Here is a 20,476-nt window from a genome sequence, read left to right as displayed (position 1 = left end):
TCGTTCTCTCCCTCATTTTACTCTATATGTATAAGTTTATTATTGATAGTGATTTTCAATTTCGATTATAACTTAGTTTTCTATCATTAATCAATGTTTTATGTTGGAAAACTGTCAAAACCCTACCCTAAAATAGCGAGAGTTATTATGAATAAAAATTCTCTCTGTTCTACCGTATAATATTTCGCTATCCCCAAAAACTAACGAAAGCAACTTATAAAGGAAAAGAGGTGGATATGATGTTCAAATTTTCATCAAAAAAGCAAGAATCGGCAAAGAAAAAGACGCCTTGTTCTATTCCTGAATTTATTCATACGATGAAAGAATCTCTTGATTTTGTTTCCTACCCTATTATACAGGACGGAACACTCTGTCTCTTTTATTACAAAACAGTAGTTGATGCACTCCTCATTGAGCAGTTTATTTTAACACCGCTCAAAAAGCAGTTAAATAAGCTGGAAAATATAACGGATGTAGCAAATAGCATCTCACTTGAAGACATTGTCGTCTCTCCTTCTATTGATGATATTCGTGAAAAATTATTAGCCGGATATGTTCTTATTCAAATGCAAAATCATTCAAAGCAATATGCCCTTATACGCGTAGAGAATACATCGATAGGGGCCCGTACATATAACGATACAGAAAATGAGTACAGCGTCATTGGACCTAAAATCGGACTTGTTGAAAATATTGATATCAATATTCACTTACTACGCCAAAACATTGTAACAGAACAATTAATTTTCAAAGAAATTACTGTCGGATCTCTGTCTAAAACAAAAGTTGCCGTCGCTTATATAGAAGGCATTACAAATAAACAACATATTCATACTGCTATTCAGCGCTTAGAGGACATTGATTTTGATGTTCCTTTCGACGCAACAATGATTGAGCAATTTATTAGTGATAATAGTAATTCGCCATTTCCCGTTCTACTACCGACAGAGCGACTTGATCGATCTGTATTTGCTTTAATCAATGGACAAGTGCTTATTTTAACAAATGGATCGCCTTATGCATTAGCTGGTCCAACAACTTTATTAGACTTCTTTATTTCACCGGAAGACTATTATTTACCGTGGCTTATCGGCTCTTTTTTTCGGATGATACGTTTTTTTGGCGCGATTTTCTCTTTATTTTCTTCTGCGATTTATACAGCAGTATTAACGTATCATTATCAAATGATTCCGACAGATTTATTAGGTCCGATTATTTTTTCTCGAGCAAATGTACCTTTCCCACCAATTTTAGAAGCACTTTTTTTAGAAATTACAATTGAGTTATTACGTGAAGCAGGTGCGCGTTTACCAACAAAAGTCGGACAAACCATTGGAATTGTTGGCGGGATTGTCATTGGGCAAGCTTCTGTTGAAGCAGCTTTAACAAGTACCATCTTATTAATTGCAGTCGCTTTGTCAGCTCTTGCCTCTTTCACAACGCCAACTGTCAAAATGTCATCTACAATTCGATTGCTCCGATTCCCACTTATTCTTTTAGCTGGTGCACTAGGAGGGCTCGGTCTCATTATCGGATTTGTATTCATTTTAACTCATTTACTTCATTTAAAATCACTTGGGTCGCCTTATTTATTGCCATTATATCCATTTCGTGGTTTAAGCACAGCGGAAGGATTTCTTCGCTTTCCATTTAGTCAAACGGCCAATCGACCTTCTTTTTTACGTCCAAGATCGCAGTGGCGTTATGACGCTAAAAAAGCAAAACAAAAACATGATGGTGAAAAAACATGAGAAATATTTTATCTTTTTTAGTCATTATTTTGCTATGTTCCCAATTCGGATGTGCACAAATGTATACAGTAGACACACAAAGAATGATTCATGCAGTTGGATTTGATATGCCAAAAAAACAGAAGTTTCAAGGAACTATTTTATATCCCGAATATACCCATGGTGTAAATACGAAACCGAAAACGCAAACAACGACAGCAAATTCACTTGAAACGATTGCATCTCGTTTGAACGCAAAGTCTCCGCATAATATTGTAGTTGGACAAATGCGTGTCGTCTTATTTGGAAAGTCTTTTGGCACATATGGAATTGGCGAAATGGTGAATAATTTACAGCGCGATCCGAACGTTAGTCGCGATGTACAACTCGCTCTTGTTGATGGTTCATCTAAAAAGCTTTTGCAGTACGTAAAAACACACAGTTCCTTATATCTTGCTGAATTACTGGAACAAAATGTACGAAATGAAACGATTCCTCGTACAGCTTTAAATTTATTTTTATATGACTATTACTCAAAAGTACGCGACCCCTTTTTACCGTATATTTCAATCGATAAAGATCAAGCAGTTTCTGTGAAAGGACTTGCCTTTTTAAAACAAGATAAAGTCGTTATGTATACGGATAACCAAGGGTCCTTTTTAGTCAAACTTCTTATTAATCCAACAAAAAATGGACGCTATGAAGTACCTATTCGAAAAGGAAAACATAAAGGGCTCGTCGTGATTCAAAATTTATCCGGCAAAAGCACCTACCAAGTTAACGATATTGATCATACAGCGAAAGCACGCATTCGTTTAAAGTTAAATGGATTAATTAAAAGCTCTCCTAATTGGCTGAACTTAACACATGAAGAGAATATTTCATACATTCGAAAACAGGTAGAAAATACACTAAAAAAACATATAGAACAACTCATTCAAGAATTCCAACAAAAAAACATAGATCCATTAGGTATATGTGATGAAATGAGAAGTCGGACAAGGAAATGGAGCATAAAAGAAATTAGAGAGATATACCCTTCCATAGATATTCCTGTTGATGTAAATGTGAATATTGTACAATCTGGCATTGGAGAGTAGTGAGGTGATAAGATGAATACGAAAAACACAGAAAAAACAAAGACCGTTTCTCCTTATTTCATATTTTTTTTACTACATTCCTTACAAATTGGAGTAGGTATTCTCGGCTATCAACGAATTATTATAAAGCACTCTGGTCATGACGCATGGATTGCTATCATTATAGCTGGCGTTGCAACTCATATTGTATTATTTTGTATGTTAAAAATGTTAGAGAAAGATGGTGATTTAGTTCAAATCCATACAACATGCTTTGGAAAATGGATTGGATCTTTCTTAACTTTATGTTTCACTTTTTATTTTCTATTATTTTGTCTTACTGTTCTGCGGACATATATTGAAGTGATTCAAGTTTGGGTCTTCCCTACTATAAAAGGATGGACGTTGACTTTACTTTTTTTACTTGTTACTTACTATGCATTAAAAGGAGGATTCCGTTCTGTAACCGGAATATGCTTTTGGGGAATCATATTACCCATTTTCGTTGTTCTTTTTTTAGTTTTCCCACTACAATATGCTCATGTTCGTAACATATTACCCATTTTCATACACTCACCTATTGAGATTCTAAAATCAGTTAAAGATTCTTCATTAGAATTTTTAGGATTTGAAGCCGTACTTATTTTTTATCCATTTATTGAAAAAGGAAAATCATTAAAAAAATGGGCTCATGGTGGTATTTTATTTACGACCATTGTATATGTAGTGTTAGCAGTCGTTTCTATTATGTATTTTAGTGAAGGCTTACTAAACCATACGATTTGGCCAACATTAACAATGTTAAAAATTATTAAAGTTCCCTTTATTCAACGATTTGAATACATTATTATTTTTATTTGGTTACTGATTATTTTACCAAACCTATGCTTAACGATTTGGTCAGCTTGTCGTTCTGTAAAGCGTTCTTTCCATATCTCATTTAATATTACACTCCCTTTTTTTATTATAATTATATTCATCGCCTCTTTATTTTTTACAAACCGGGAAAGTATCAACACATTAAACAATATTCTATCTGAAACTGGTATGTATATCGTATATACATATATTCCGTTACTTTCTATATGGCACTCCATTCGCTGGCGATGGCAAAAGAAAAAAACTTCTCCATAATAGTGAAGAGTTTGATACAATTCAATTAATACGTAGCTAAAGGGGGATAAGCATATAAAAAAATATATTTTCTCTCTACTTGTCATCATAAGTCTACTCCTCGCTGGATGTAGTAGTGCAAATAACAAAAACGTTTCAGGATCAAAAGAAGATCATGCTTCTCACACGGCACAAGGTGACGTGCAAGAAAAAACAAAAGGAATAGAAACACTCCCAACCTTTCTAGACAAGCTAGATCCACAACTAAAAGATATCTATACAGTCGCAGGAAACAATGCCGAATTATTAAGCTGGATTCCTTGTTACTGTGGATGTGGCGAAAATGTGGGACATAAAAGCAATAAAAACTGTTTTATTAAAGAAATAAAACAAAATGGAGAAGTTGTTTGGGATTCTCACGCAACAACATGTGTAAACTGTTTAGAAATTGCAGTCAAATCTGCATCTATGCAACAAAACGGAAAGTCGCCACTTGAAATTAGAAATTACATCGACAATACATATAAAGAAGGCTATGCAAAACCGACGCCTACACCAATGCCAAAAGCTTAAAAACGAGGAATCTCCTCGTTTTTTATTAGCAAATTCTTTCACGTGTATTTCCACTTATCTTTCACACACTATATGTAACTCCTCGGTAAGGAGGTACACAATGAACACCTACAACGACTACGACAAAGCGCTCTATTACACATATTGTTGTAATTGGGATAAGTTGCTTGTTTTAATGGTACAAACAAAAGATCAATTATTTTCAAAACGAATTGAACGCTTTTTACATGCGTATCAATATGGAAAACAATTATCTGAAGTAGATAAACAACTACAACTGTTATTCCAATATATTGACCACGCCTCACAAAAGTCCTATATAGAAGAAATTGAGCAGTTACAAATGTAACGAAAGTGCCTGTCCAAAAAGGATTATTTTTGGATGGGCTCTTTTTACAAGTATTGATTTTACTAACAGTGAAGTAGCGAGATTTGTCGGCTAGTTGCTATCTCATGTCGAAACCACCACCTTTTTGAATATTTTTCCACATTTATGTTCATAATACATATATGATTGTGAATTGGACGTGATAACTTTGCGGAAACTATTATACATATTCCTTTGTATCATTACAGTCTTAACCGGTTGCCAAACAAAGAAAGACATGGATTCATTTCATGGAAGGAAACAAGATAAAGATACATACAATATTCTCATTATCGGCAGTGATTCACGCGGCGAGCAACATGCGCGTGCGGATACAATTATGATTGCTCAATATAATAAAAAAGAGCATACGGCCAAACTCGCTTCTATTATGCGCGATAGCTATGTAGAAATTCCTACCCATGAAAAAAAATATAATAAAATTAACGCTTCCTACTACTATGGTGGTCCAGAATTGTTACGTAAAACAATTCATCACAATTTCGGAATTGATACTTCCCATTACGTAACAATCGATTTTCAAGCGTTTGTTAACATTGTAGATACAATCGCACCAGAGGGAATTGAAGTACATGTCACACAATCCATGATTGATGACATGAAATTACCTGTAAAGTCAGGGATGCAGCCCCTTCATGGAAAAGAATTATTAAAATATGCTCGTTTTCGTCACGATAAAGAGAGTGATTTTGGCCGTGTAAGACGACAACAAGAAGTACTGCAAGCAGTTAAACAAACATTGACTCATAAGATGCATTCTCTAGATGGAATGCTTGATGTACCAGTAATGACACAAAAAATCGCACCAGACATCCAAACAAATTTAGATGTACAAACGCTATTTGCACTCCGCAATAGTCTATTATCAGCACCCAAAATAGAAACAATGCGCATTCCTCTTGAGAATGAGTATAATCATGCTTTTATTGAGCATGCAGGCTCCATATTACAAATTCATCCCGAAAAAAATAAAGAAGCTCTTCAACGTTTTTTCAACGTCACAAAAGCTGTCAATAACTCATAAAAACAAGGTTATATACCTTGTTTTTTGATTTTACTCCTATAAATTTTCTTGATAAAAATATTTTTTCTTTATTTTCATGCCCTCTTCATACTATAATTTAGTATGTAACTATTATAAGAGAGGTAAAAACATGGACCGTGAAAAAAAACAAGAATACGCTTTATTGACTGCTTGGGGAGCTTCTTTTATCGCTACACTTGGAAGCTTATATTTTTCTGAAATTATGAAGTTCGAACCTTGTGTGCTTTGCTGGTATCAACGTATTTTTATGTATCCATTTGTTTTATGGCTTGGTATAGCTATAGCGAAAAAAGACTATCGCATCGCTTCCTATTCCTTGCCAATCGCAAGTATTGGTGCTTGCATTTCTTTATATCACTATGGAATCCAAAAAATCTCAGCTCTTTCCGAAGCTGGAGCAGTTTGCGGGCGTGTTCCTTGTACGGGAGAATATATAAACTGGTTTGGTTTCATCACGATTCCATTTCTAGCTTTAATTGGATTTATGACAATTATTATTTGTAGCTTTATCATCATAAAAAATAAATAAGGAGATGAAATCATGAAAAAACTGCTTATATTTGGCGGTATTATTATCGTTTTATTTGCGGCCCTTTTAGGTGTAAGATTTATGGAAGATAATAGTAAAAAAGATTACTATGCAAATAAGATTACGCTTGAAGATCTTCGTAAAAATATTACAGACAAAAAAGACCAGACCATTTACTTTTATCAAACAAACTGTGTACATTGTCAAAAGGTGTCTCCTGTCGTTGTCCCCCTTGCGAAAGATTTGAATGTTGATATGAAAGTAATCGATATTGAAAAAGAACCTGATGCTGTTTGGGACGAGTTCAACATTAAAGGAACTCCAACAATCATTCATTATAAAGAAGGTAAAGAAGTAAGTCGCATCAGTGGCGAAAAAGACAAAGAAACTTTTCATAAATGGTTGAAAGAAACGAAAAAGTAACAAGAAAAGGAAACTTACGCTATACATGAAATGGATATAAAATCCCACACTACTATATAAGGAGGGGGTTTTATGCCAGAAGTACGCTGCTCTGTTTCCAATTGTTCCTTTTGGGGACAAGGCAACTTTTGTCAAGCAACTGCAATCTTTGTTCAGCCTGATGACCAAAATGCAAATCAACCAGGAGATCATTCCTATACAAATGCAGCTTTAACAGGTGAAACATTTGAAAGTGAAGTAATGGCAAGTGTGGAAACATGTTGCCAAACCTTTAAACCAAAATATTAAATCAAAACCCTTCATCGTATGAAAGATGAGGGGTTTTCTTCTGCACGATTTCATATCATAATTATCCCATATTTCCAAGCATCATGCATGAGTACCATGTATAAGATTACAATCACAACTGTTCCCCACAAAGTAATTTCTCGATATTTTCCTTCCTCGCCATCTCGTGCTTCAATAAAAACCCAAATAAAACCTATCATTAAAATGAAATCAATATATGGTACATACAGGAAAAAGAACAACAATACATATAAATACACAACAAATAAACCAGTTGTAATTAAAAAAATTTTAAAAGCAAATTCACTATTTCCTTTTTTCATACATCCGCTCCCCCCAATCTGTACTGTATTATATTCAACATATGACAGATTGGGAAAACATTCTAAATAAGCTACCGAAAATTTACGGTAGCTATTATGGAACATTATATTTTCGTTTATATATATTGCTTAAAACGGAATGAGGTAATTGTTCATAGCGAGCCTTCTCTCCTGATTCATCTATCATATAAAAATTATTCCCTATATAATAGTACCCTTTTTTTCGTTGAGAATAGACCGGATATCGCTCATTCGGCAACACCATCTTCACTTTTGTCAATTGCCCATTTGGTTCTTGCCAATATAGATTCATGCGATCTACAAGCGTCAACATTCCAATTTGATCTTCTTCTACTTTGCGACCATTCCAACTTACAACGCGGTACCCATGCGTATGAGCTACATGTTCTGGAGATGCATGAAAGCTTGAGATAATGACCTTTGTCTGTACAGATACGCGATCATATAACCATTGTATATCGCGGTCATGCATGCGAATGCATCCATTGGATTCTCGCCTTCCAATCGTGCCTTCACGATTTGTTCCATGAATCGCATATTCCTTTTCATTTAAACCGAGCCATCTTGTTCCAAGTGGATTATTAGGGGCACCGCCTGGAATTTTTTTTCGATGATACTCTTTATTTTTATATTTATTAATGATGCAAAAGCTTCCTTCAGGAGTTGGTGTACGAGGACTTCCTGTTGTTACCGGAAATGTTCTTACGTAATTCCCATTTTCAAAAAAAGATAATTGATTGGTCGTCAAATTAATCAATATGAGATAATCTGTCTCAGCAAACGTATGAATCGGCAGGCCGAAAAAGAGGATGACTGCTAGCCATAATTTTTTCATCTATATCCCCCCAGTACCACCATATACAATGGTACCATTAGCTTTTGCTATACTGCCGATTCTTATGAATAAAACATGCATACTCTTCTTTCATCTTTCTTTATCCGCTATGTTAGAGCAATAGTTTCACTTTATCCACTTACAATCGCTCCACCATTGACATGAATCATTTGTCCTGAAACATAAGTTGAATCTTCTGAAGCTAAATATACGTAAGCTGGTGCCAATTCATACGGCTGTCCAGGTCTTTTCATGGGGACATCGCTTCCAAATTCAGCTACTTTCTTTTTATCAAAACTTGATGGAATAAGCGGTGTCCAAATAGGACCTGGTGCGACACCATTTACCCGAATTCCTTTTTGCATTAATGACTTTGCAAGCGACCTTGTAAAAGCAACAATCGCTCCCTTTGTCGCCGAATAATCAATAAGTTGCTCGTTTCCTTCATATGCAACAATAGATGCTGTATTAATAATAGCATCGCCCTGTTTTAAATGTACTAACGCCGCTTTTGTAACATGAAAATAAGAAAAGATATTAATACGAAATGTTTTTTCAAGCTGCTGCGCAGTAATATATTCTAAACTTTGCTGCGGATATTGCTGCGCGACATTGTTGACAAGAATATTGAGATCACCTAATTGAGAAACAGTTTCTTGCACAATTTGCTCACAATGTTGTTCATCACTTACATCTCCTGGAAGCAATATACACTTTGCACCATGTTTCTCTACTAACTTTTTTGTTTCATTTGCATCTTCATGTTCGTCTAAATAAGCAATTGCGATATTTGCCCCTTCTTTTGCAAAAGCAACTGATACCGCTCTTCCAATGCCACTATCTCCCCCTGTAATAAGCATATATTTTCCTTTTAATTTCCCGCTTCCTTTATAGTACGGATTATCATATTGAGGAAGTGGATTCATAAGAGACTCTACTCCCGGTTGTTTATTTTGATGTTGCGGTGGCAATGTTAAAAATGTTTTCTGCTGTGTCATCCGTTCTTTCAACTCCTTCTTACTCTTTTCTTCTTATCATGTACATATCTACTAAAAGTAATTATGTATCAAGTACTTTCACTGCATTTTAAAGAGGAGTCTTACTATCCATCAATAGCGGAAAAAACACGAATTGTATACATCGTTTTATGACTAATATTCGACATCAAAACATAAAATACAAAATGGTATAAACTTTTTTTGTACAAAACTCTTGCAAAAAAAACAAAAAACGAATATTATATATAACTGTTGCTAGAATCATTCGTAAACAGAAAGGATGTTTATATGTTTAACCTTTCAAAACATAAAACTTCTATTAAAACTGAAATTATGGCAGGTATAATCACCTTTTTAACAATGGCATATATTATTGTCGTAAACCCTGTTATCCTTGGAGATGCGGGTGTTCCTTTTGAGCAAGCATTTACAGCAACAATTATTGCTGCTATTGTCGGAACATTATTTATGGCCATCTTTACAAACTTACCAATTGCAATTGCTCCAGGTATGGGACTGAATGCTTACTTCTCATACTCGGTAGTAAAAGCACACGAAGGCATGACATTTACAATTGCATTCTCTGCTGTATTTGTGGCAGGTATGATTTTAATTTTATTATCATTCACATCTTTCCGTACAAAATTAATGGAAGTCATTCCGAATAACTTAAAACATGCAATCACTGCTGGCATTGGCTTATTTATTGCTTTTATCGGCTTACGCATGACAGGAATCGTAACAAAACATGACTCTAACTTAGTAGGACTTGGTGACCTTCACTCTGCTCCTGTGTTACTAGCGTTCGCAGGTCTTGGAATTACGCTTATTCTTATGTCCTTAAATATAAATGGTGCTATTTTTATCGGAATGTTATTAACGGGAATCATTGCTTACTTCACGGGACAATTAACATTCTCAAACGGCATTACATCCATGCCTGGATTACCTGAAGGAATTATTGTTTCTAATCCAATTACTGCTGTTTCTGATGTTATCCAATACGGATTGTACGGCGTTGTCTTTTCATTCTTCCTTGTTACATTGTTCGATACAACGGGTACATTACTTGGAGTAGCTCAGCAAGGTGGATTTATGAAAGATGGCAAACTTCCAAAATCAGGACGAGCTCTTCTATCAGATTCTTTCTCAGCAACAATTGGTTCTATGTTTGGAACAACACCATCAACAGCTTACATTGAATCCTCTGCGGGCGTGGCAGCTGGTGGTCGCACTGGTTTAACAACAATTACAGTTGCTGTATTGTTTGTAGCTGCAGCATTCTTCGGTCCTTTAGTAAGTGCTGTATCTGGCGTTTCAGCAATCACATCACCATCATTAATTATCGTTGGTAGCTTAATGATGGGTGCTGTACGTAACATTGATTGGGATGTATTTGATGAAGCATTCCCAGCATTTTTAGTGATTTTAAGCATGCCACTTACATCCAGTATCTCAACAGGGATTGCCCTTGGATTTATTTCATACCCACTTATGAAAATGGCAAAAGGTAAATTCAATGCTGTTCACCCGCTTGTATATATATTTGGAATTTTATTTGCTTATCAATTAATTTTCTTACCACATTAATAAAAACCCTTAGCACACAAAATTGTGAGCTAAGGGTTTTTATTATTTTTTATTATTTTTTATTATTCTTCATTTCCTTATCAAGTTTAATGACTTAGCCATCAGCCAACAAATTTCGTCATCTCACCGGTGCGAAACAATCATTACAACTACATTTAGTTTTGCAAGAATGCTTGTAAATCTGCAAATTTTCTTTTTGCGTCTTCATATCCTTGCTCATATAAGCCTTGTAGTTTTGTCACATCTTTTTCCATACGATCTACTTGCAATGGCCTTTCAGGGCGAATGACAAATAAATTACCTGCTGCCTCTTCTTTTTCAATATAATGAAGTGTTTCGTTATATAATTCATAACGAGTAAGCATAGCACGAACAAGATGCGGATATTTTTTATAGGCCCTAGCTACAACCCATCCAAACTTTGTTTTTTTCTTTGTATATCCATGATTTCTTGTTAAAATCACAACTGACTTTTTATATCCATCTGTCTGCGCCTTACGAACTGGAATTGGATCAGAGATTCCTCCATCTAATAATTGCTTGCCACGATAGTTTACAATCCGTGCAATAAATGGCAAAGAACTAGACGCTTGCAATAAGTTTAATGCATCTTCGTTCGTTCCTTCTTTTTCAAAATAAACAGGCTGTCCTGTTTCACAATCGGTCGTTCCAACAACGAAACGTTCTGGACTATTAAAATATGTTTCAAAATCAAAAGGAACGTGCTTCTCCGGAATTTCATGAAAAATGAAATCCATATCAAATAGTTGACGCTTTTTTAAAAAGTTCTTATATGATAAATATCTTGGATGTTGTGCGTAATCAATATTTACTACCTTATTTCGATTTCTTTGTCTAGAAAGATACGACGCTGCATGACAAGCACCAGCGGAAACACCAATGACATACGGAAAATATAAATCTTGTTCCATAAAGTATTCAAGTATCCCACCAGTATATACGCCGCGCATACCGCCGCCTTCTAATACTAACCCCGTATTTTCAAGCATTTCTTCCTCTCCTCTTTATATACCTAGACTATTTAATTATTCATATTGTTAAGTATCTCTTTCTATTATATATGAGTAGGTGTAAAAAAACATATTCAAAAGACTTAGCCTCTTTTACTCTTCACATGACAGTTCAAATAGCAGCATTCTTTATTTTGTACTCGTCTCTAAATGTGCTCCTACATCTCTTACAAATCTTTGGATGAACAACAATTCTTCCTCTGTATACTGATTCAAAAGAAAAAGCCATTTCTCCTCAACTTGTTGATGCAACTTCTCATGAGCTCTATAGATTTCATTTCCACTCTCTGTCAAACAAAAGAATATTTCTTTTTGATTATCCAACATTTTCATCTTTTCAACATACTTTTTGTTAAACAGCTTCGTACAAATTTTAGAAATAGCTCCTTTTGTCATTCCCATTTCTTCCGTAATCGCTGTTACATTTATTAAACCTTTGTTTCCAATACATTCAATGACATGTAGTTCTGATAACGACATCTCCCCCACACCTGCCTCCTGAAGAAAACGGGCATGATTATCCTTCATATATTCTTCTTTTTTATGAAAAAGTGTCCGAATGTCCGAAAGTATTTCTCTTTGCTTCTCTGCACGATCCAATCGATTCGCCTCCGTTATATTATATATGTTTCCATAGAAACAATTTAACTCTATATCATTTTAAATTTATTTTTTCATCTTTACAAGGAATAAAATCATGATACAATATATTTAGTTTCCCAGGAAACAAAAGGAGGTTCTACTATGAAACAGGCATTATCTTCAATACAATTACAATCTATTTTATACACTGTTTGTTTGAGTGCTCTATTAGGATCTTTGGCTCAAAATATTTATACACCTATTTTACCAATGATTCAAACTACTTTTCACACTTCGCTCTCCCTTGTTCATTTAACCGTTTCACTTTTCACTTTTATTCTCGCAGTGATGCAGCTCGTTTATGGTCCACTCATTGATATGAAAGGCAGAAAATATATCCTAATTCCTAGTCTATGCATCGGAACCATTGGCGCAATCGGCTGTTCTTTTGCAACAAATATTTATGTATTCCTTATATTTAGAACGATTCAAGCGTCCGGAATTGCTGCCATTCCGATTGTAGCGGCCACCATTATTGGGGACTTATTTGAAGGGACAGAACGTGGAAAAGCAATGAGCATTTATCAAACGATACTTGCCCTCGCTCCTACTATCGGTCCACTAATTGGTGGCTATCTTGGGGACATAAATGGGCATGTAACTGTTTTTCTATTTTTATCTATAACTGGAATATTTTTATCCATTGTTAATATCATATTACTTCCTGAAACAAAGCCATCTATCCTTACCACAACTAAAAAACACAGTCTTTATTGGAATCTTTTCAAACATAAAATTGGTCTCTCTATTGCCCTCATTGGCTTTATGCAATTTTGTATGTATTTTTGTTTCCTCGTTTTTTTACCTAGCATACTTACAAACGTATTCCATCTAAATGTGCATGAAATTGGAATGACGTTTGTACCGCTGGCCTTATGTATGATGCTAGGAAGTTATTACTATAAGTTTTTCCAAAGATGGCTCTCGCCAAAACAAGCTTTACTGATTACTAGCTTTTTCAATATCCTATGTGTTCTCTTATTCTCCTTCACATATGATATAAACATCCTCATTCTTCTTATTGCGATATCCCTATACGGTTTTAGCATGGGAATATCGCTGCCCACTCACACAACTTTGTTAACAGAAGAATTTATTAAGGAGCGAGCAACTGCAATTGGGATGTACAATTTCATTCGGTATATCGGAATGAGCACAGGTCCCATGATTGGTGGGTTTTTATTTTTTCCGCAAAATTACTTTTGGATTTTCTTCACAGGAGCAATGCTATTTCTCATCATCGTCTTATATGTAAGGAAACAGCTACCGAAAAATAGCGAAATATAATATAAAAGGAATGTTCAGATAAAGTGTCTCACTACTTCTGAACATTCTCTTTTTTACTTCCTTTGATCAGCAACAATATGAATATCTATATACTTCGTTTCTCTCATGATTTCATTCACAATCGAACCTTTGCAAATTTCTTCCCACCTCGTTCTTGCAGATTGTCCAAGCAAAATTTGTGTAACTTGTAATCGTTTTGCAACTTCAATCATAACAGCTGCTGGCTTTCTCCCCTTTGCCTCTTCTAATAGAAATGTTGCCTCAAACTGTTTCGTCAATGCTTTCCATTCAGCAATGATTTGTCTTCTTCCTGCTGAAATAGATTCTACGTTGCCTCTTTCTACATTTAATACAAATAATTCAGCATTTAATCGATTCGCCATCCGCCATCCACGCCGAATTAATTTTTCTGCCGCCAAACTATATTGCACACAAACGAGAATCTTTTCTTTTACACCAATCGGTTCCATGAGTGATTGACTCATTTTCTCATCCATATCATCAGCAACTTCTCTCAGCGATAACTCTCGTAAAGCCCCCAAATTATTAATAGTAAAAAAGTGTTCCAAGCTTTGCTTAATCTTTTCTTCCTTATATATCTTTCCATCTCTTAACCTTTTCCGTAACACTTCTGGCGTAACATCAACAAGTTGAATCTCATTTGCTTTTTGTAAAATACAATCAGGAATACGCTCTCTTACTTTTATATTTGTAATCTGTTCTACGATATCATGAACACTTTCTAAATGTTGAATATTAAATGCAGATAATACTGATATTCCCGCCTCTAATAGTTCTTCTACATCCATATACCTTTTTTTATGTTTCGCTCCTGGAATATTGCTATGAGCAAGTTCATCTACCACGACTACTTGCGGTGCTCGCTTTATAATTTTCTCTACATTCAGCTCATAAAATCGCTTTCTTTTATACTCTATTTCTTGTAAAGGAATTATTTCTAAATCCAAAATAGCCGCTTCCGTTTCTTTTCTCCCATGTGTTTCAACCAGCCCAATAACAACATCTAGCCCTTCTTTCTTCATTTCATGTGCATCAAGTAGCATTTTATACGTTTTCCCAACACCAGGTGCTGCCCCGACGTATAATTTTAGTTTTCCTCTATTCATTCTCTGTATTTCTTCTAAATAATCCTCCGGTGACCTTCTTTGAAATTTCGGCTCATATTCTTCAGCGTACATAATCTCACTCCTTTACAAAAGGAAGCTACCTCAATCAAAATAGGATTGAGGTAGTCTATTTTTTATTGTATTCGTTTTTTGACTTCCATATTTAACTGTAAAACATTCACACGTTCTTCTCCATATAATCCAAATGCACGACCTTCTATATGCGAAGCAATGATAGCCTTTAACTCCTCTTTCGAAATTTTCGTTTCTTTTGCAACGCGGTCTACTTGTGCGTATGCCGCTTTAGGACTAATATCCGGATCCAGCCCTGAACCTGAATTTGTTACGAAATCTATTGGTACTTCTCTTACTGGGACAGAAGGATTATCTTTCTTCCATTTCTCAATACTTTCTTCTGTACGTTGTCGTAACTCTGGATTAGAAGGCGCATAGTTATTTGACCCAGACCCTTCCGCTTTATAGGCAATACTTGATATACGTCCATGAAAATATTTTGCGGAGGTAAACTCCTGTCCGATTAGTTTAGAGCCAATGATTTCCCCTTTCTCATATATTAAACTTCCATCTGCGTTATCCTTCATTACCCCTTGTGCAATTCCAGTTACCATAGCTGGATAAATCAAACCACATAGAACAACAAGCACTCCAGTTAAGCGAACAACAGGACCAAATACATTTTGTTTCTCAGTCATGTGTATACCCCCTTCTCTATGAAATGAATCGTCCGACGACTAAATCAATCAATTTAATCCCGATAAATGGTACAAGCACACCACCAAAACCATACATAAATAAATTACGAAAAAGTAGCGTATTGGAGCTCATCGGTTTATATGCAATTCCTTTCATTGCGAGTGGAATCAACATCGGAATGATGATTGCGTTAAAAATGAGCGCTGACAGAATGGCAGAAAGCGGTGAGTGCAGTCCCATTATATTAAGTGCCTCCATTTGCGGAATCGCAACTGTAAACATCGCTGGAATAATCGCAAAGTATTTTGCTACATCATTTGCAATACTAAATGTCGTTAATGCACCGCGCGTCATTAATAACTGTTTTCCAATCGCAACCACTTCAATAATTTTTGTTGGATTAGAATCTAAATCAATCATATTTGCCGCTTCTTTTGCTGCTGCGGTACCGCTATTCATTGCAAGACCAACATCCGCTTGTGCGAGCGCTGGTGCATCATTTGTCCCATCACCTGTCATCGCAACTAATTTACCTAATTTTTGCTCTGCTTTAATAACAGCTATTTTATCCTCCGGTTTACATTCAGCCACAAATTCATCTACCCCTGCTTCTTTTGCAATCGTTGCCGCTGTTAACGGATTATCCCCCGTACACATCACCGTTTTTATCCCCATTTGTCGAAGCTGTTCAAAACGTTCACGCATACCAGGTTTCACAGTATCTTTTAAATAGATTAAACCGAAAATTCGATTTCCCACTGCAACTACAAGTGGTGTACCACCCTCTTTGGCGATTACATCTGCTTTTTGATGTAAATCGTTTGGAACCTTTCCTCCTTGAGACTGCACCCACTCAATAACGGCCCCAACTGCCCCTTTTCTTACTTTTTCCCCGCTATTTAGATCCATGCCGCTCATCCTCGTTTCAGCTTTAAAAGGAACAAATTCTCCTGTCTCTGCCTCAGATGCATTGTAAGAAATTCCTTTTGATTGTACGTAATCCATAACGGAACGTCCTTCCGGTGTTTCATCTAACACCGAGCTAAGTGCCGCCCATTTCGCTAATTGTTCCATTGTCTCATTTCCGACAGGCAGTAAAGCATGTGCCATCCGGTTCCCAAATGTAATCGTACCTGTCTTATCTAAAATGATTGTATTAATATCCCCTGCTGCTTCCACTGCTTTTCCGCTCATTGCGAGTACATTAAACTTTGTTACACGATCCATGCCAGCAATCCCAATTGCGGATAATAGTCCGCCTATTGTTGTTGGAATTAAACAAACGAGTAACGCAACAAGAATGGAAGTATCAATTTGAAATCCTAAATAATTTGTAAATAATGGAAGCGTTACAACTACAATGAGAAAGATGAATGTTAAACTTATTAATACTGTATTTAATGCTATTTCATTCGGCGCTTTTTGACGCGTTGCCCCTTCTACTAATGAAATCATTTTATCTAAGAAAGATTCGCCAGGATTACTTGTAATTTGAATCGTAATTTCATCACTCACAACCATCGTACCGCCTGTCACAGAGCAAAAATCACCGCCCGCTTCCTTCATTACTGGTGCTGATTCACCTGTAATTGCCGATTCATCTACAGATGCTAAACCACGAATAACTTCCCCATCACCTGGAATCATTTCTCCTTGTTTTACAAGAACGATATCACCTTTTTTTAAACGAGATGCTGAAACCCGAGTAATTTCCCCATTTTCCTTTACGACATTCGCATAAACATCCTTTTTCGATTGCTTTAATGAATCCGCTTGCGCTTTCCCGCGTCCTTCTGCCAATGCTTCTGCAAAATTTGCAAAAAGAACTGTGAATAAAAGGACAAATGTAACTGTTATATTGAACCATAACGGAACATTTGTTGATAAACTCGGTACAACCGATAAAAGAAGTGTAATAAAAAATCCGATTTCGACAACAAACATAATTGGATTCTTTATCATTTGCTTTGGATTTAATTTCAAAACTGCTTGTTTGAAAGCATTTAATACAATATCACGATCCATTGTTTTCGCACTCCTTACTTCACCATCTTCTCTTTTTGAAGATGGCATAACCTGTACATGCTTCCCTTTTGCTATCACTGGCCTCATATTGATTCCCCTCGCTTCGTTCTTATAGAGTCAGAAACTCTGCAATTGGTCCTAAAACGAATATTGGAAAGAACGTTAACGCACCGACGATAAAGATTGTGCCAACAAAAATCCCTCCAAATAACCCATTATCCGTTCTGAATGTTCCGACTGTTTCTGGTACAACTGTTTTTTCTTTTAAAGATACCGAAACAGCGAGCATTGTTATTAAGCTGAAGAAACGTGCTCCATACATCACAAGTCCAGTTGAAATATTCCAAAATGGTGTATTATCTGCCAACCCTTCAAAACCAGAACCATTATTTGCTGCTGATGAAGTAAATTCATAGATTACTTGTGTAATACCATGAAATCCTGAATTTGTAATCGCTTCTGTACCAAAATGGGTAGAAAACGCAACTGCCGATGCCCCAAGAATTAATAACGGTTGAAATAATAATGTAACAGCAATAAGTTTCATCTCTTTTCCCTCTAGCTTTTTCCCAAGAAACTCTGGCGTACGTCCAACCATCAACCCTGAAATAAAGACAGCAATCATCGCATACATCATCACGTTAATAAATCCTGCTCCAACGCCGCCAAACACCGTATTTAAAAGCATGTTCACAAGTGTAAGCATCCCTCCAAGCGGGGTAAACGTATCATGCATCGCGTTCACACCACCTGTTTCCGATGCTGTCGTAACCGTTGCAAAGAGTGCTGTCATGATTGTACCGAATCGAACTTCTTTTCCTTCCATATTGCCTTGTTCATGATTCATGCCAACTTGATTTAAAACGGGGTTTCCTTGTAATTCAGTTGTAACAACCATACCAAATCCAATGACAAACATCATGAGCATTGATACAAATAAAATTCTTCCTTGCTTCTTACTACCAATCATTCTTCCATATGTGAATGGCAGTGATGTTGTAATAAGCATCATAAGCATCATCTGTAACACATTCGTAATTGCTGTTGGATTTTCAAAAGGATGTGCAGAGTTTACTCCAAAAAATCCACCACCATTATTTCCTAGCATTTTTATAGATTCTAATGAAGCAATTGGTCCTCTCGGAATCACTTGCTTTGCTCCTTCAATCGTTTGAGCAACTGCGCTGCCGCTCAATGTTTGCGGCATTCCTTGCGCGACGAATATAAGTGCCATAATAAATGCAAGTGGCATTAACACCCTTATAATCGCTCGAACAAAATCAACAAAGAAGTTTCCTACTTCTTTTCCAGCTAACCCTCGAATAAATGCAATTGCAAATGCCAATGTTGTCGCTGGCGCTGTAAACATCATGAACGTAATCCCAATCATCTGCGCTAAGTATGATAATCCACTTTCACCGCTATAATGCTGTAAATTCGTATTCGTCATAAAGCTAATCGCTGTATGAAATGCAAGTGTCGGTTCCATTCCCTCTACTTTACTTGGGTTTAATGGAAGAATGCCTTGCAACCTAAAAACAAGATATACAAACAAAATCATACAAGCATTCGTAAATAACATCGCAAATACGTATTGGATCCAAGTTTGATTCTTTTTCTGAATGCCACCTACTTTAAAGATGATACCCTCTATCGGACCAAACACTTTCTCTAACGTTCTATTCCCTTGAAACGCCTTTTCTACATATGTTCCCATTGGCTTTGCAAGTAGTATAAACAATACTATCGTTACGATAGCTGCAACCCATGTTACCATTACTTCTTCCTCCTAGCTTAGAACTTTTCTGGATTTAATAACGCATAAACTAAGTAACCTGTAATAAAAAGTACTACGGCCGAAAGTATAATCGTCATTTCGATTTCCCTTCTTTCACAACTTTATCCGACCATTTTGCTAGACCAATCATGGAGAATACGAGTAGAATACAAAATCCAATTATCAGAATATCTAACATGTTTATCCCTCACAAAATGTATTTTTTTACCATTAAATCATCAAAAAAGAACACTGAGGCTCTACTCAGTGTTCAAAAATGAACAACACAAAAGTAAACCTCCTCTCCAAACGCTTACGAAGTTAGCTGTCGGATTCGGGCCTAAAGAGTAGCCCTACTTTCATAAAGAAAGATTCACCCCAAGTGACAATGCACAAAATTGGTTCCCCCGCTCCAAATCATTGGACTCAGCGATATAAGGTTGTTTTTGGAAATTTTTATAAATAATTTATGAGAGTAAATATACTCCTCTATTTTTGACTTGTAAAGAATAAAATTACTGAAAATAATAAGATTTCTTGCCATATAACCGCTTACATTACTGAATATAATTATTTTATCATCTATTTTCTTATCTTTTCTTTCTTTTTCGTGAAAATGGCTTGTTACATAAAAAAGAAAAGAGCGACTATGAAGTGTCTCTCTTACTACACTTTATAGTCGCTCAACCCTTTATTTACTCCATAAAAATGCCCGTAAACTTCTCCCTCGAATATAAACTTGTGACAATTCTGCATGTAACTGCTCATATTCGATAATATCCTTCTCTAAATACAAATTATCTTTTGATAGCAATATCATATACGGCCTTGGAAAAAGAGGATCTAGCGCAGCTAATTCTTGAATTCTCTCTAATGATACCGCCCAGCGATTTGCTATATCGGCAAGTAATAATACTTTCATTTCCGCTTCCTCCGCT

Annotated in this window: 23 protein-coding genes and 1 riboswitch; of the genes, 11 read left to right on the top strand and 12 right to left on the bottom strand. The window is 35.8% G+C overall.

Features of this window, described 5'->3' with window-relative positions:
- Window positions 1–239: 239 nt before the first annotated feature.
- The 9 genes from MR058_RS00295 (at window position 240) to MR058_RS00255 (ending at window position 7,168) form a co-directional block, all read left to right on the top strand.
- Window positions 240–1,751, top strand: coding sequence for a spore germination protein (locus MR058_RS00295; protein ID WP_048721459.1), 1,512 nt, complete (start codon window positions 240–242; stop codon window positions 1,749–1,751).
- Window positions 1,748–2,830, top strand: coding sequence for a Ger(x)C family spore germination protein (locus MR058_RS00290; RefSeq protein WP_048721457.1), 1,083 nt, complete (start codon window positions 1,748–1,750; stop codon window positions 2,828–2,830). Before MR058_RS00295 ends, MR058_RS00290 begins: the two co-directional genes overlap by 4 nt.
- A 12-nt stretch (window positions 2,831–2,842) precedes the next feature.
- The gene (locus MR058_RS00285) at window positions 2,843–3,943 is read left to right on the top strand and encodes a GerAB/ArcD/ProY family transporter (protein ID WP_048721455.1); all 1,101 of its coding nucleotides are present in this window, start codon (window positions 2,843–2,845) and stop codon (window positions 3,941–3,943) included.
- Window positions 3,944–3,997: 54 nt separating this feature from the next.
- Window positions 3,998–4,495, top strand: coding sequence for a PCYCGC motif-containing (lipo)protein (locus MR058_RS00280; protein WP_048721452.1), 498 nt, complete (start codon window positions 3,998–4,000; stop codon window positions 4,493–4,495).
- Window positions 4,496–4,595: 100 nt separating this feature from the next.
- On the top strand, window positions 4,596–4,844 hold the full coding sequence (locus MR058_RS00275) for a YhdB family protein (RefSeq protein WP_048721448.1): 249 nt from the start codon (window positions 4,596–4,598) through the stop codon (window positions 4,842–4,844).
- Between the two features lie 178 nt (window positions 4,845–5,022).
- Entirely contained in the window at window positions 5,023–5,907 is an 885-nt protein-coding gene (locus tag MR058_RS00270) for an LCP family protein (RefSeq protein WP_235436333.1), read from the top strand.
- A gap of 130 nt (window positions 5,908–6,037) precedes the next feature.
- Window positions 6,038–6,457 carry a disulfide formation protein C gene (locus MR058_RS00265; protein WP_048721441.1) on the top strand — a complete coding sequence of 140 codons (420 nt, stop codon included), beginning with the start codon at window positions 6,038–6,040 and terminating at the stop codon, window positions 6,455–6,457.
- A 12-nt stretch (window positions 6,458–6,469) separates the two neighbouring features.
- A complete protein-coding gene (locus MR058_RS00260) occupies window positions 6,470–6,880 on the top strand; it encodes a thioredoxin family protein (RefSeq protein ID WP_048721438.1) in 411 nt (136 codons plus the stop codon).
- A 72-nt stretch (window positions 6,881–6,952) separates the two neighbouring features.
- Window positions 6,953–7,168: a DUF1540 domain-containing protein gene (locus tag MR058_RS00255; protein WP_048721435.1), complete on the top strand. Its 216-nt coding sequence runs from the start codon at window positions 6,953–6,955 to the stop codon at window positions 7,166–7,168.
- 50 nt (window positions 7,169–7,218) lie between these two features.
- On the opposite strand, the gene MR058_RS00250 is transcribed toward MR058_RS00255, so the two are convergent.
- From MR058_RS00250 to MR058_RS00240, 3 genes are all read right to left on the bottom strand, one after another.
- Entirely contained in the window at window positions 7,219–7,491 is a 273-nt protein-coding gene (locus MR058_RS00250; RefSeq protein ID WP_048721432.1) for a hypothetical protein, read from the bottom strand.
- 94 nt (window positions 7,492–7,585) lie between these two features.
- The gene (locus MR058_RS00245; protein WP_048721428.1) at window positions 7,586–8,347 is read right to left on the bottom strand and encodes a L,D-transpeptidase; all 762 of its coding nucleotides are present in this window, start codon (window positions 8,345–8,347) and stop codon (window positions 7,586–7,588) included.
- 131 nt (window positions 8,348–8,478) lie between these two features.
- Window positions 8,479–9,345: an SDR family oxidoreductase gene (locus MR058_RS00240; protein WP_048721425.1), complete on the bottom strand. Its 867-nt coding sequence runs from the start codon at window positions 9,343–9,345 to the stop codon at window positions 8,479–8,481.
- 288 nt (window positions 9,346–9,633) lie between these two features.
- Between MR058_RS00240 and MR058_RS00235 the strand changes: the two genes are divergently transcribed.
- Window positions 9,634–10,935 carry an NCS2 family permease gene (locus MR058_RS00235; RefSeq protein ID WP_011983734.1) on the top strand — a complete coding sequence of 434 codons (1,302 nt, stop codon included), beginning with the start codon at window positions 9,634–9,636 and terminating at the stop codon, window positions 10,933–10,935.
- A 155-nt stretch (window positions 10,936–11,090) separates the two neighbouring features.
- On the opposite strand, the gene MR058_RS00230 is transcribed toward MR058_RS00235, so the two are convergent.
- Window positions 11,091–11,945 (bottom strand): patatin-like phospholipase family protein, encoded by an 855-nt coding sequence (locus MR058_RS00230; RefSeq protein WP_048721420.1) that lies wholly within the window; start codon window positions 11,943–11,945, stop codon window positions 11,091–11,093.
- A gap of 150 nt (window positions 11,946–12,095) precedes the next feature.
- Window positions 12,096–12,566 (bottom strand): MarR family transcriptional regulator, encoded by a 471-nt coding sequence (locus MR058_RS00225; protein WP_048721418.1) that lies wholly within the window; start codon window positions 12,564–12,566, stop codon window positions 12,096–12,098.
- Between the two features lie 144 nt (window positions 12,567–12,710).
- Between MR058_RS00225 and MR058_RS00220 the strand changes: the two genes are divergently transcribed.
- Window positions 12,711–13,895 (top strand): MFS transporter, encoded by a 1,185-nt coding sequence (locus MR058_RS00220; RefSeq protein ID WP_242141820.1) that lies wholly within the window; start codon window positions 12,711–12,713, stop codon window positions 13,893–13,895.
- Between the two features lie 53 nt (window positions 13,896–13,948).
- Here the strand turns inward: MR058_RS00220 and kdpDN are convergent, their stop codons facing one another.
- The 7 genes from kdpDN to MR058_RS00190 form a co-directional block, all read right to left on the bottom strand.
- A complete protein-coding gene (gene kdpDN, locus MR058_RS00215; RefSeq protein ID WP_048721411.1) occupies window positions 13,949–15,094 on the bottom strand; it encodes a KdpD-like non-kinase potassium sensor in 1,146 nt (381 codons plus the stop codon).
- A gap of 62 nt (window positions 15,095–15,156) precedes the next feature.
- Entirely contained in the window at window positions 15,157–15,735 is a 579-nt protein-coding gene (gene kdpC, locus MR058_RS00210) for a K(+)-transporting ATPase subunit C (protein WP_242141818.1), read from the bottom strand.
- Between the two features lie 16 nt (window positions 15,736–15,751).
- Window positions 15,752–17,848 (bottom strand): potassium-transporting ATPase subunit KdpB, encoded by a 2,097-nt coding sequence (gene kdpB, locus MR058_RS00205; protein WP_242141816.1) that lies wholly within the window; start codon window positions 17,846–17,848, stop codon window positions 15,752–15,754.
- A 22-nt stretch (window positions 17,849–17,870) separates the two neighbouring features.
- Entirely contained in the window at window positions 17,871–19,538 is a 1,668-nt protein-coding gene (kdpA, locus tag MR058_RS00200) for a potassium-transporting ATPase subunit KdpA (protein WP_048721402.1), read from the bottom strand.
- Between the two features lie 17 nt (window positions 19,539–19,555).
- A complete protein-coding gene (gene kdpF, locus MR058_RS23545; RefSeq protein ID WP_048721399.1) occupies window positions 19,556–19,636 on the bottom strand; it encodes a K(+)-transporting ATPase subunit F in 81 nt (26 codons plus the stop codon).
- Window positions 19,633–19,737 (bottom strand): hypothetical protein, encoded by a 105-nt coding sequence (locus MR058_RS00195; protein WP_048721397.1) that lies wholly within the window; start codon window positions 19,735–19,737, stop codon window positions 19,633–19,635. Before MR058_RS00195 ends, kdpF begins: the two co-directional genes overlap by 4 nt.
- A 97-nt stretch (window positions 19,738–19,834) precedes the next feature.
- Window positions 19,835–19,980, bottom strand: a riboswitch (cyclic di-AMP (ydaO/yuaA leader).
- A gap of 249 nt (window positions 19,981–20,229) precedes the next feature.
- Window positions 20,230–20,460, bottom strand: a complete 231-nt coding sequence (locus MR058_RS00190; protein WP_242141814.1) for a hypothetical protein — start codon at window positions 20,458–20,460, stop codon at window positions 20,230–20,232.
- Window positions 20,461–20,476: the final 16 nt, after the last annotated feature.

It is taken from the genome of Bacillus cereus group sp. BfR-BA-01430 (assembly GCF_022663115.1).
Taxonomy (GTDB): domain Bacteria; phylum Bacillota; class Bacilli; order Bacillales; family Bacillaceae_G; genus Bacillus_A; species Bacillus_A cereus_BD.
Note: the sequence above shows the minus strand (reverse complement) of the source record. Positions and strands in the feature narration are given on the sequence as shown.